This window comes from Rossellomorea aquimaris TF-12, from assembly GCF_001648555.1.
Taxonomy (GTDB): domain Bacteria; phylum Bacillota; class Bacilli; order Bacillales; family Bacillaceae_B; genus Rossellomorea; species Rossellomorea aquimaris.
In genome coordinates this window covers 59,761-72,575 of sequence record NZ_LQXM01000029.1, presented here as the reverse complement: position 1 = coordinate 72,575, position 12,815 = coordinate 59,761, and the positions used below count along the sequence as shown (strand labels likewise).

Below are 12,815 nucleotides of genomic sequence, written 5' to 3'. Positions count from 1 at the left end.
TGTAAACTTAAAAATTATCTAAATGTATGAATTTAGACAAATAAAAAACATCTCTAGCAGTAAGAGATGTTGTGTAAAATGCAACCAAAAAAACCGTATGCATGTTACACCTTCCTATCCGCGTAGTACTGGTGCTAAAGACATTAGGCAGGTCTCCTGGCTCATGGTCATTGCGTGCTGCACCCTTCCCATACTCAATACAGTACAGTGGTTTTATACAGCTCACTTCCATTTACAGTGGCGGGACCGCGTTGGATTTTCACCAACTTCCCTATTATGAAGCAGAGGAGTTTGTAAATACAAATTCCACTTCACCTAATCTCAAAAGTATGTAATTTTCCGTTCATTTGCATTATACATAAGTTTCTATTTATTTGGAATGATTTTTTAAGATCATTCTTTGTTCTCAAGGTGAATTCTATTCTTAATGAGCTACTCTCAGTTACTCTCTACATGGTATACTAAAAATAATAAAGTTTATCGGGCGAGTTCAATAACCGTTTCTTAGAAATTGATCGATAATTCATAAGGAGTTTTCACCATGTCAATTCGTTACGCTTTGTTAGGGTTACTAGCAAAAAAACCACAAACAGGTTATGATCTATTTCATACTTTTAAAACACAGCATATATATTTTTGGAGTTCCACTCATTCTCAAGTGTATAAAGAACTTGGTAAAATGGAAGAAGATGATTTAACGACCTTTGATGTTGTTTACCAAGAAGGCAGTCCGAATAAGAAAATATACACCATTACACCTAAAGGAGAACGTCAATTAATACAATGGCTGATTCACGAGGAATCCAAACCAGCAAAGATTAAAGACGAATTCCTTATCAGAGCCTCTGCCTTTCATGTTATTTCTAAAGAAGAGGCCATTACACTTGTCCGTAAAATGAAAAAACACAATCAAAACATCGTCCAAGGAACTCAGCTCTGGAAGGATCAATCTTTTCAAACAGCCCCGCCTCCTTACGACCACATTGGCGATTATCTAACTGCAGAGTTTGGGATACGCTACGCAAAAATGTATATTGAATGGTGTGATTGGGCCATAAATGAGATCAGTAAGATACCAAATTAAATAATTAAAGGTTGTTTTAGATTGAGGAGTATCTTCATATCTAATACAACCTTTTTTATTTATGCCATTTAACCTATCACACCTTTTTGGAATATGAGTATAGGTATAATCTAAAAGAAATAAAAAATAGTTGTTACATTGTTTTTTTTGATTGTCAAAATCTGCGTATTAATGATAAAATCTTCTCATGTTATTTATCTCTTTAATCCATTAGAGTAGCATAGGTGCTATACAGGAGGTTTCCCACATGAATAATGATTTAGAACTAGCAACCTTTGCAGGCGGTTGTTTTTGGTGCATGGTAAAGCCTTTTGATGAATTGCCCGGAATAATCGATGTTGTCTCAGGCTATTCAGGTGGTCATATCGAACACCCAACATATAAAGATGTTAAATCAGGTACTAGTGGACATTATGAAGTGGTACAAATCACTTTTAATCCTAGCCTATTTCCATATGAGAAATTATTAGAATTATACTGGCCCCAGATTGACCCTACTGATGAAAACGGACAATTCCATGATAGAGGGAATCAATACCGCACGGCCATCTTTTATCATAATGAAAAACAAAAAATTCTTGCTGAAAATACAAAAAAAGAAATTGTCGCGAGTAGTCGCTTCAAAAAGCCTATCGTAACAGAAATTCTTCCTGCATCTGTCTTTTATCCAGCAGAAGAATACCATCAAAAATTTTACAAAAAAAATCCAAATGAATACAAATCGGATCGTGCTAAATCAGGCAGGGATGAGTTTATCCTTAGTCACTGGAATCATTAAAAATAGTTGAATGAATATCACCTCCTTCTGACACACTACTGGATAAGGATGGTGTTCTTATGAAGAAAAAAACAAATTCTACTGATAGAGAACAAGTTATGGGATATGAAGGTCCAGGCAAAGCCGTCAACTTTTTTGATCCTGTGCCTGATGAAGAAACAGAGAAACTTACGAATTCAGATGTCGTAAATTCTTTACCAGATAATAAAAAGGAATAAAAATAATTTAAAAAGTGATCGCTTGTCTGAAAGCGATCACTTTTTTCTCATCCAATAAAACGATTTACTTTTACTTGTTCTTCCATTATTAATTCTGCTGTTAGCTGTCCTGATAATGTAACCATTGGTACACCACCACCAGGATGGGTAGAACCCCCTACAAAGTACATATTTGAAAGAATCCTACTTTTATTTGGTATTTTGAATCCTCCATTTAGCTTACGGTCTGTAACCGTTCCATAAATGGATCCCCCGTTCGCACCGTATAGATTTTCCAAATCATTTGGTGTAAAGGTATACTCATATTCAATATGTTTCTTTAAATCTGATACACCCATTCTTTCTAGCTTTGTTATTATCTTCTCTCGATAGTTGTCCTTGTATATACTCCAGTCTTCTCCTTCTTTTAAAGGTGGGACATGGGTTAACACAAATAGATTCTCCTTACCTTCAGGTGCTTGAGTTTCATCGGTTTTAGAAGAAACCCCTATATACACTGTTGGATCATCCGCTAATTTCTTTTCATCAAAAATTTGTTTGAATTCTTTACGCGGGTCCTTGCTAAAGAAGAAATTGTGATGTGCTAACTGATCATAAGTGCGGTCAACCCCTAGTAATAAAACTAATCCTGAAACTGTGGGTGCATATTTATTTAGCTCATGGACTTCTTTAAAAGATTCATGATGTTCCTTTAATAGAGATTTATAACAAGGAATGGCTTCTAAATTTGAAACAACCAAATCACCTTTAATCTCTTCCCCTATCTTTGTCCGAACTCCTTCTGCCCTACTGTTGGACGTTATGATGTCTTCAACCTCACAATTCAAACGCACCTCAACATCTAATTCTTCTAACACCTTTGCCATCGCTTCGGCTATTTTGTACATGCCACCTTTAACATAATGAACGCCTAAGCCTAATTGAACATGAGTAAGCTGTGACATGATAGCAGGAGCATGGTATGGTGAAGATCCAATATACATCACAAGAAAATTAAATAATTGTTGTAGATGTTTATCCTTAATAAATCGGCGAGTAGCGGCATCCATTGACTTCATAGGATCCATTTGAAGTAATTCCTTCACAGGATGCATAGATCGTAAGTCTTGTAATCCATTAATACTCTTTTTATAGAAGCTTTTCATTGTCAGTTCATACATTTTCCCACAATAGCTTAAATAATTAAATAGATTATTTGCATCTTCATGAGAGGTCTTCTTCATTTCATTTAACATAGTAGGTAAATCTGATGATACATCTAATGTTTTGCCATCCTCGAAAAACGTTCTCCATCCTGGTTCCACACGAACGATATCAAGGTAATCATTTATATCCCGATTTGCATGGGCAAACACTTTCTCTAATACCCAAGGCATCGTAAGAATGGAAGGTCCTGTATCAAATGAAAAGCCTTTACCTCCACGTTTATTTAATTTCCCACCGAGTCTATCACCTTTTTCCAAAATGGTTACCTGAAAGCCTTCAGATGCAAGGCGGATTGCAGTAGACATTCCACCTAATCCTCCACCAACAATCAACACTTTCTTTTTCAATTTCCTCGCCTCCTATTTAAGAGAATTTATTAATATTGGAATTGATTGATTAATATCTTTTCAGCATTTCAGTCTGCCCAATCTATTCTTTTTCAAACCCTGGTTTTCATGTTTAATATAAAAACCAGGAACGTATAGTTGCCAAGAATCCTTAGCTAATTAATAGTCAACACGTATTCTCCTCAACAATAATGGTTAAAATGTCGTTACATATACTATTATTGAAGCAGGTGAAAAGATGTTCATATGGCTAAGTGCTTTTGTTTTTACAGTTCTTCTATTTACAAGAATATCTTCCGTCAGAAAAACGATTCATGTACAGAATAGCTATCTTGTTAAGAAATGTTCAATTATTATCCCGGCTAGAAATGAACAAGAAAATATAGAAAAATTATTAACAAGTATCAAGAACCAACTAATTCAACCGTTAGAAGTAATTGTTGTGGATGATTCCAGTACAGACCACACAAAAGAAATCGCTCTATTAAATGGAGCGAGAGTTGTTGATAACCCTCCACTGCCTATAGGGTGGAACGGGAAGTCATGGGCTTGCTGGAATGGAGTGAAGGCTTCTGAAGGAGAAATGTTATTATTTGTAGATGCAGACACGTGGTTTGAAACAACGGGTTTACTACGAATTTGTGAAACATTTAAGAACCAGCTAAACCAAGGGTTTTTAAGTATTCACCCTTATCATAAAATGAAAGATGGCTACGAAACATTTTCTATGTTTTTCCACTTAATTATTTTTGCTTCAACAGGAATTACTCACTTTCTTTCCTTATTTTTTACACCCTCAGGCGGTTTTGGTCAATGCATGCTTTGTTCAAGAAGTGCTTATTATCGTGTCGGAGGACATTATGCAATAAAGGAACATATGGTAGAGCATTTCGCATTAATGAAGAGAGCCAAGAAACTCGGTGAACCTGTGGAAGCAGCTAGTGGAAAAGGTGCCATCTTAATGAGGATGTACTCAATGGGGTTTAAGGATTTAATTCATGGTTGGTCAAAAAGTATTGCTTCTGGTGCAAAAACGACAAATGTAATGCTCTTCTTACTCACGTCAATATGGATTAGTTTGATGACCTCTTTTGTCATACACTTTCCTACTCTACTCTGGACAGATACGTATGTGTTTTTATTTCAATATTTACTTCTATCATCTTACTTATATTTTGTGTTGAGAAGGATTGGAAACTTCAGCTTTTTCGATACATTGTTGTTTCCCCTTCATTTACTGTTTTTTATTTTCACATTCACATATTCGTTTATTCAACGTTTTATTACAAAAAAGGTAATGTGGAAGGATCGATATGTATTGGTGGAAAAGGGGAAGGATGAAAAAATGAAGTGATTATCCTACTGAATATCATAGGATGGGTATGTATTCATCTTTCGTTTTCAATCATCACTTCCCGATTAACATCCCAACAAATTCAAAAGTTGTCTGTGGTCCTTCACCCTATCCATAGCATTGAATCAGTAAAGCTATATCAAATTTTAAAAGTTAAGAAATGGAAGAAGTATATACCAGATGCTGGTGGTTGGTTTCAAAATGGAATATCTAAAGAAAAGATTGGACTAAATACCGAGGTTGGACGAGAAAAATTCCTTTTGGAAACGAATCGCGCGGAAATTTCTCATTGGCTTCAAATAGTTCCTGCACCATTATTTTTATGGGTGAATGAAGGAGTTATTGCTTGGAGTATGTTTCTATATGCATTTGCATTTAACGTTCCCCTAGTGCTGATTCAAAGATACAATCGCTTAAGAGTAACAAAGATAAAGGAAATGAAAAAAATGCCTTGTAAAAAAAGCATTACTGGAGAAAAATCTACATCTGTCTGAACAAAACTAGTTTTTTCATCTATTGGGCTATTTAAAATCATATAGTGAATAGATTTATAAAATTTGTACAATTTAAGAAGAAGAGCCGAGAAAGTCCTCCACCAAGATAGCCATCAATCGCCTGACTTTCTCGGTTCCTCTTCTTATAATATTTTTTCATATATACTATGTTGGCCAAACTTATTGACGATATCCTTTAGAGGGTATCTTTTTTGATAATAGCTGTTTAGATTTTTATTGTTATATAAACAATCGAAACGAATTTTCTTTACACCCTTACGTTTACAAAAGGATTCCGCCCAATGAAGAAACGCTTGACCAACTCCCTTTCCCTTGAACCTCCTACTAATTACAACACGGTGTAAGTAAACGCTCTCTTCTTCCCACACCTCGTCTCCCCATATGTCAACATCCCAATCTGTAGGAGAATCGCTTAATGTTAACGTCCCTATCACTTCACCTTGAAAAGCAAGCACAAAGGTATCTCCCCTTTCTATGGAATCTACAATTTCATTTCTATTCCCTTCCATATTCGTCAAATAATATTTCCATTGGGACAGCCCTTTTGACTCAATCCATTTTGAAGCCTCAATCAGTAAATTTTCAATACTATCTAAGTTTTCTAAAGTAGCTTTCTTTACGGTAAATCGTTGATTGTTCAGCTGAAAGAACATTCCTTTTATCCCCCTTCATTCATTAGAAACTGGTTAATCCACCTGTTCTTTTATAAAGCTCTTTTCATAATGATTGTTGCTAATAAAAAATGTTGAGAATCAAAGAATTCCATTCCAGGTCTCCCCTTTTCATGGGACCGACAGAGATTCTCCTGAGAGTATTATGTAAAGTATTTTCTTATACTTGTCACTTATTTACCAAAATCCTCTATGCTTTTAGATTCAGCTTAGAAAAAATGAGAATATAAAGCTCTTACTTATGAACATGTCTTTTGGTAAACTAAGAGTATCTTAATTTGAGGAGGAAATATTATGCAAAAAATCTCTATCGCTTTCTTACCATCTCAAGGAGGAGTGAACGTTTAAGTTACTTATATATTAACATGAAACGCGGCTCCTTCTTCTTATATTCATTAAATAAAGGAAGTAGGAGAAATAATGAACAATCAACTATCACTGGCAAGTCATAATGTACGAATATTATTTTGGGTATCTTTTTTTGGTACAATAAGCTTTTTACAGCCTGTATTAACGTTATTTTATATGGAGAGAGGATTAAACTCATCTGAGATATTGATAGTCTTAATGTTTTGGAGCGGTGCCGTCTTAATAGGTGAGGTTCCTACTGGAATTTTCGCCGATCGCTTCAGTGCCAAAATTTCTTTTCTTGTAGGCTCCGTTTTAAAAACCATAAGTATGGTAATGCTTCTTTTCACTTATGAGCCTTGGATGTTCTTCTTATATAGCTTTATTAACGGCTTTTCTGTTACGTTTTTTTCAGGTGCAGACGAAGCATTAATCTATGATTCTTTAAAAGAATCAGGAGAAGAAAACCGCATGGACTCGGCAATGGGTAAAATTCAATCTGCTACATTTGTGAGCATGCTCATCGCTGTTGTTCTTGGATCATTACTCGCTAAAGATTTGACAAATCAACAATTTAATCTTCTGATAATATTAGGATTATTTTTTCATATAATTGAATTTTTCTTAATTCTAAAAATAAAACAACCTGGTAATGATTCTTTCACTAAAAAAAATCCATTTTTGCAATTAAAAAGTGGTATTCGTGTTATTCAACAAGCACCTCAATTATTACTTATGTTTTTAAATGTGACGTTAGTATTTATTCCCGCTGGTGCTGTGTATGGATATTTTGATCAACCCTTATTAAAAGGTGCCGGTTTACCAGTGTATTTAATAGGAATTCTATATGCAATTTCAGCTTGTGTAGGTTTTATTGCTTCTCATTCGATTGGCTGGTTGACTGCTCATTTCTCAAGAGTTCTACTCATGAACTTCTCAGGAATGTTAGCCGTTATCGGATTAATAGTTTCAGCTATATTCGCTTCATCCCTGTGGATGATTATTGGTGCATTTTTTGTCTTACGTCTGGTAAGAGCTCTCCGCTATCCCATATACTCACAACTAAGTAATGACCTGATCCCCTCTAAAGTAAGGGCAACGACCATCTCCTTACTTTCAATTGTGGATTCAGGCTTGGATCTTATTGTTTTTGGATTATTATCAACAATAGCTCTAACAGGGTATTCGAATGTATTGATCGGATGTAGTTTGATCGCGCTAATTGGGACATTACTTCCTATAAGAGCCTTGAAGAAACAAGTCATCCTACCTGACAGTAAAGGTAGCATGTTATAACAGAATTAAAAAGAAGGAGTGCAAACCTATAATGGTCAGCACTCCCCTTCTTTATTTTTTTAAATAGGTCCAACCCTCTTCTTGATAAACAAGATTTTCTTTCATAAGTTTACCAAGAGCCCTCTTGAAAGAAGCCTTACTCATGTTAAAACGGTCTTTTATTTCATCTGGTAGACTTTTATCCCAATAAGGAATAGCCCCATTCCGTTGATTTAAATAATCTAAGATTACCTCCGCATCTTCTCCCATTTTGTCTTGTTTTAATGGAAGGAACGATACATTCAGGTTCCCATCATCCTTTACATCAATTACTCTTCCCGTAACTAATTCTCCTAAACGCGGTTCTTCTTTTCGTTCATTTTCATGAACGAAGCATCTGTATCCTTGTTCGGATAAGAAGAAGGTTCCTACTCTTAATAGGCGATAAACTCTACCTTGAACTTGGGCCTTTATCATTTCACTAGGTGCTCGTCTTGAAACTTGTTCAATAATGTTTTCAGTTGCTAGACGTCCATACAATCGGTCTTGTTTATCTCTATTTAAAGTTAGGAAAAGCTGGTCGCCTGGATTGGGCCAAAGTTCAAGAAACTTTGGAAGGTCATCCGCTGATACCAGGATATCTTTCGGTAATCCTATATTTACAAAAACTCCTAAATCTTCTCTTTTATCTACTACTTCAGCCCAACCGTAAGTCCCAACCTGTACTTTTGGAATTCGCATGGTTGCAGTAAGCCTAACTTCTTTATCATGATAAAGAAATACTTTCACAGTATCTCCTTCAAAAATTTCTTCTGTTATTTCAGAATGGTGAAGTAAAACTCGATCCTCTGTTTCATCTGTTAAAAAGAAACCATATGGTACTTCATGATCAACAAATAAATCCACTACCGTTCCTGGTTTTAATGAAGACATTATTCTATTTCCTCCTATTAAAGTGAAGCTTTTTATGCTTAATTCTCTCACTTCTCAACGTTTGTATTCACTAAATATATCTTTTTTCACTGCTTATGTATAGAGTGTGAAGTCATTTTAAAATAAATCATTAATTTTGAAAATAATGAATACTAATCTAAATCTATCATACACCGCTATTTAAATAGAAACAAAAACGTTTTTAAAATCTTCTCCAAAAGATCCAATTAAATACAGATCTGATTACAAACATACAAAAAAGCCGATGAAAGATTTCCACCGACTTTTAATAGGTGTTACTGAAAAAATCATTTTCTATTTGGGAATACCCGCTTCAACATATCCGCCATTTCTTCTCCAAGACCTTTAATTGGTTTACCTTGATCTGCTTTGTTAGCATAATCTCTCATAGAATCAATAAAGTCAGGGTTTGTAGATACATAAACATTTTGTATTCCTGGATCAACACTTCTAACACTATCGGCTATTTTCTTTTCTAACTCGTTGTTGATTTCCCCATTATATCTGTCTTCTAGAACTGCAGCTACATAAGCATTTCTTTTGGTAGTCAGGACATATGCACTTTCGACTTGGTTTAGAGTAGCTACCTTGTTAGCGGCCTTATCAGAAATAGAATAATTTTCTTCTACCATCTCTCCATCGTAATTCACATAATCACGATTCCCTTGATTATTATTGTATTTTACATTCTGAAGATCTCTATTGTTTTCATTCAACCCTTGTTCATTCATGTTATCGTTGGTTCCACAACCAGAAACGATTCCTAAAAACAATACACCTATTAACGCTGTGAACACGTATTTTTTCATAAAAATACCTCCTAAATAGTTTCCCCCTTACTATCTCCACTGAAGCAATAATCTATTCAACAAATATTCAAAAATACCTCTTGAGGAAATCACATTTAGAATGAATGTAACGACAAGTTGTATCCATACTAGATATATAGGGGTGAGAATAAATGATTCAAGCAGCATTTTGGGGTGGAGTAGCAAGTTTGTCTCTATTTATTGGAGCTTTAATGGGCATATTCTTTACTATTCCTAAAAAAGTAGTTGCTTTTATGGCTTTTGGAACAGGATTGATTATTGGTTCGGCAACCTTTGATTTATTAGGAGAATCAACTGGGGAAGCAAATTTACTATTAGTTACTGCATTGTTTTTAATAGGTGCTCTAGTGTTTACCGTCCTTGAATATTTCATATCAAAAAAAGGTGGTAAAGAACGAAAAAGATCTAAAAAAAATCCTCACGGTCATTCAGGTTTAGCCATTTACATAGGGACCATTATGGATGCCATTCCAGAATCAATCATTATTGGCGTAAGCTTTATTGGCAACCAATCTATTCAATGGGTATTTATCTTGGCCATTTTTATAAGCAACCTGCCTGAATCGTTATCGAGTAGCATTGGTTTAAAACTTGATGAATATAGCTCAAGGAAAATACTTTTTTTATGGGGAAGTGTGGTAATTCTATCCTCACTTAGTTCCCTTTGTGGATATGTCTTCTTGCAGAATGCCTCACAAGATTTTATATACGCGATTGGTGCATTTGGAGCAGGCGGATTATTATCAATGGTCTCATCTACTATGCTTCCCGAAGCATTTGAAGAAGGAGGTCCAATTGTAGGATTTATTTCCTCTCTTGGAATCATATTATCTTATTTATTTACTAACTTATAATCATATGGCGGTTTGCATAAGTATTGTAGCCATTTAAGTTGGAATAGCAGTGGTTGATTGTAGCTAAAGGAAGCACACTTTCACAGGGTAGACGTTGAACCTATTTTAAAGCGGCACTTGCAAGTTCTTTCCTGTTTGCCTCCAATCAAACTTGTTAACAGAGCGAATATCAAAAAAACGCACCTAATTCTCTATTAGGTACGTTAAGAATGTATTAGGCTTTAGTCTTCATGATCAATGGTTAATCCTTCGACATACCTCTTACCCATTATTTTATCTTTCTTGCGATTTTCCTTTGTGTTAAATATAATATCGAAATTATAGTCTTCTGGATAAAGTTCACTCGCAGTTACATAAAGAGACAAACGTTTATGGTTTATCGTTTCTTTTTTTCCTTTCGTTTGTACAATATAATCCCCTTTTTCATCTGGACCTTCATAAACAATGGCAAATTCACCCGTTGAAGAAATTTTTACATTGTCTCCTTTTGTGAATATCTTTATAGAAGAATTCATATTTTCATTCTTCGAAACAGATTTAGAGTGATTTCGACGTTTATGCTTGTTTACAATCACTTGTTTTTCAAGGTCTTTTCTTGTGGTTATATCCAAATCTTCTACGGTGTAGTCCTTTTCTTCTCGATAAGAAATATGATGAGCTTTTTGTACAATAGAAGGGTGCATACCTAATTTTAAAGCAATAGAGAAAGCCTGACTTTCTCCTCCTTTCCCTACCATTAATTTGTAAGTAGGCTTTAAGGTTTCCAGGTTGAATTCCATACTTCCATTAATAAATCCTTCACGGTCATCAGCATAGTTTTTAATCTCGCTATAATGTGTAGTAGCCAACATTGTAGCCCCTTTTTCATACAGTTGGCCTAATATGGCGGTAGCTAAACCCATCCCTTCTAAAGGATCAGTACCTGAACCGAGCTCATCCAATAAAACTAATGTACGATCATTTGTATCTTTTAAAATTTCAATAATGTTTGTAATATGAGAACTGAATGTACTTAAATTCTGTTCAAGACTTTGACCATCACCAATATCAAGTAGGATTTGTTGAAATATACTGATTTCACTTCCTTTCTCAGCAGGAATGTGAAGACCACATTGAGCCATTAAAGTCAACAATCCCACTGTTTTTATCGCTACTGTCTTTCCACCTGTATTGGGCCCTGTAATAATCAGGGCGTGGAAGGTATCTCCTAAAGTTAACGACAACGGCACTGCCTTTCTACCTAACAATGGATGGATAGCATTATTCAGTCTGATAATGTGATTTTCATTTACAATCGGATTTACTCCATTTATGGATCGGCTGTATTTTGCTTTCGCAAATAAGACATCATAATGAATCATGGTTTCAATCGCCAGCTTTAATTGTGGCTCATATGCCTGAACAAGACCAGTCAATGTCCACAGTATATTTTCTATCTCTTGTTCTTCTTCCATCTGATGTAAAAGAAGCTGGTCTTGTTGACTACTCAATTCTTCAGGCTCCATATATAGGGTAGACCCTGAGGCGGAAGCATCTAAGACAGATCCTTTTAACTTACTTTTATATTCTTTCTTTATAGGTATTACATACCGTCCGTTACGTTGACTGACAATCGCCTCTTGTAAAAATGGTTTATATTTAGCTGACTTCACGATGGATTGAATTTTATCTTTTAACCTGTCTTCCTGTATTGAGACCTGTTTTCTAATACGCAGTAATTCTTTACTTGCATAATCATCTACTCTTCCATTTCGGATGCATCGATTGATTTCATCCCCAACTTCTGGAATATCCTCTATTGAATACACATATGCAGAAACCCTTGGAGCAATCCATTGCTTATCATTCATGTAACTTTTCAGCTTCTTACAAGCATCAAGAAAATAATATAATTTTGTAAGTCCTTCCGGCTTTAACGGTACTCCTTTATTTAAATTTGAAACAATTTTTTCAACGCCATCTAAGGCATGGATTGGTACACTGGCACTTTTTTCTAAAATTAGCACTGCTTCTGATACTTCATCTAATCGCATTTCAATTTGACGTTTATGAGTTGAAGGTACTAACTTTAATAGTTCTGCTTTTCCTTCTTGAGTGAGAGCAAAATGAGTTAGTTCTTCTTTAATCTTATTAAATTCCAAAATTTGAATCGTTTTTTCATTCAATGTAATCTCCTCCAATAAAAATAGACCACAACGAACAATGTCCATTGTGGTCAGTACTACAACTATACAAATCACCTTATTAAATAGAGGGAAGATATGTCTTTATGCACAAAAAGAGCTGTGCACAAAGACACAGCTCTACTTTAAAAAGTATGAGTATGCTATGACCATTGTTCTTAACTTCATTCAGAAGGCATACTTAAATAAGCATAATGA

At 35.0% G+C, this 12,815-nt stretch carries 12 protein-coding genes and 1 riboswitch; of the genes, 7 read left to right on the top strand and 5 right to left on the bottom strand.

Annotated elements, in window-relative coordinates; genetic code table 11:
- Positions 1-129: 129 nt before the first annotated feature.
- Positions 130-334: riboswitch (cobalamin riboswitch) on the bottom strand.
- Between the two features lie 207 nt (positions 335-541).
- The 3 genes from IQI_RS13870 to IQI_RS20665 all read left to right on the top strand — a co-directional run bounded on the left by IQI_RS13870 (position 542) and on the right by IQI_RS20665 (position 2,080).
- Positions 542-1,084, top strand: coding sequence for a PadR family transcriptional regulator (locus IQI_RS13870; RefSeq protein ID WP_064093254.1), 543 nt, complete (start codon positions 542-544; stop codon positions 1,082-1,084).
- A gap of 247 nt (positions 1,085-1,331) precedes the next feature.
- A complete protein-coding gene (gene msrA / locus IQI_RS13865; RefSeq protein WP_064093253.1) occupies positions 1,332-1,862 on the top strand; it encodes a peptide-methionine (S)-S-oxide reductase MsrA in 531 nt (176 codons plus the stop codon).
- A gap of 59 nt (positions 1,863-1,921) precedes the next feature.
- Positions 1,922-2,080 carry a hypothetical protein gene (locus IQI_RS20665; protein WP_156509912.1) on the top strand — a complete coding sequence of 53 codons (159 nt, stop codon included), beginning with the start codon at positions 1,922-1,924 and terminating at the stop codon, positions 2,078-2,080.
- A 47-nt stretch (positions 2,081-2,127) separates the two neighbouring features.
- Here the strand turns inward: IQI_RS20665 and IQI_RS13860 are convergent, their stop codons facing one another.
- Positions 2,128-3,633 carry a phytoene desaturase family protein gene (locus tag IQI_RS13860; RefSeq protein ID WP_064093252.1) on the bottom strand — a complete coding sequence of 502 codons (1,506 nt, stop codon included), beginning with the start codon at positions 3,631-3,633 and terminating at the stop codon, positions 2,128-2,130.
- A 238-nt stretch (positions 3,634-3,871) separates the two neighbouring features.
- On the opposite strand from IQI_RS13860, the gene IQI_RS13855 reads away from it, so the two are divergent.
- Entirely contained in the window at positions 3,872-4,987 is a 1,116-nt protein-coding gene (locus IQI_RS13855; protein ID WP_064093251.1) for a glycosyltransferase, read from the top strand.
- Positions 4,984-5,481: a glycosyl-4,4'-diaponeurosporenoate acyltransferase CrtO family protein gene (locus IQI_RS13850; protein WP_064093250.1), complete on the top strand. Its 498-nt coding sequence runs from the start codon at positions 4,984-4,986 to the stop codon at positions 5,479-5,481. Before IQI_RS13855 ends, IQI_RS13850 begins: the two co-directional genes overlap by 4 nt.
- Before the next feature lie 143 nt (positions 5,482-5,624).
- Here IQI_RS13850 and IQI_RS13845 read toward each other — a convergent pair whose 3' ends face one another.
- The gene (locus tag IQI_RS13845; protein ID WP_064093249.1) at positions 5,625-6,155 is read right to left on the bottom strand and encodes a GNAT family N-acetyltransferase; all 531 of its coding nucleotides are present in this window, start codon (positions 6,153-6,155) and stop codon (positions 5,625-5,627) included.
- A gap of 438 nt (positions 6,156-6,593) precedes the next feature.
- Between IQI_RS13845 and IQI_RS13840 the strand changes: the two genes are divergently transcribed.
- Positions 6,594-7,817, top strand: coding sequence for an MFS transporter (locus IQI_RS13840; RefSeq protein WP_064093248.1), 1,224 nt, complete (start codon positions 6,594-6,596; stop codon positions 7,815-7,817).
- 51 nt (positions 7,818-7,868) lie between these two features.
- Here IQI_RS13840 and IQI_RS13835 read toward each other — a convergent pair whose 3' ends face one another.
- Positions 7,869-8,729, bottom strand: a complete 861-nt coding sequence (locus tag IQI_RS13835) for a CvfB family protein (protein WP_064093247.1) — start codon at positions 8,727-8,729, stop codon at positions 7,869-7,871.
- A gap of 308 nt (positions 8,730-9,037) precedes the next feature.
- Positions 9,038-9,559, bottom strand: coding sequence for a YhcN/YlaJ family sporulation lipoprotein (locus tag IQI_RS13830; protein WP_082892723.1), 522 nt, complete (start codon positions 9,557-9,559; stop codon positions 9,038-9,040).
- Between the two features lie 152 nt (positions 9,560-9,711).
- Between IQI_RS13830 and IQI_RS13825 the strand changes: the two genes are divergently transcribed.
- Complete coding sequence (locus IQI_RS13825; RefSeq protein ID WP_064093245.1) at positions 9,712-10,434, top strand: ZIP family metal transporter; 723 nt, start codon at positions 9,712-9,714, stop codon at positions 10,432-10,434.
- Between the two features lie 221 nt (positions 10,435-10,655).
- On the opposite strand, the gene IQI_RS13820 is transcribed toward IQI_RS13825, so the two are convergent.
- Positions 10,656-12,599 (bottom strand): endonuclease MutS2, encoded by a 1,944-nt coding sequence (locus IQI_RS13820; protein WP_064093244.1) that lies wholly within the window; start codon positions 12,597-12,599, stop codon positions 10,656-10,658.
- Positions 12,600-12,815 lie beyond the last annotated feature (216 nt).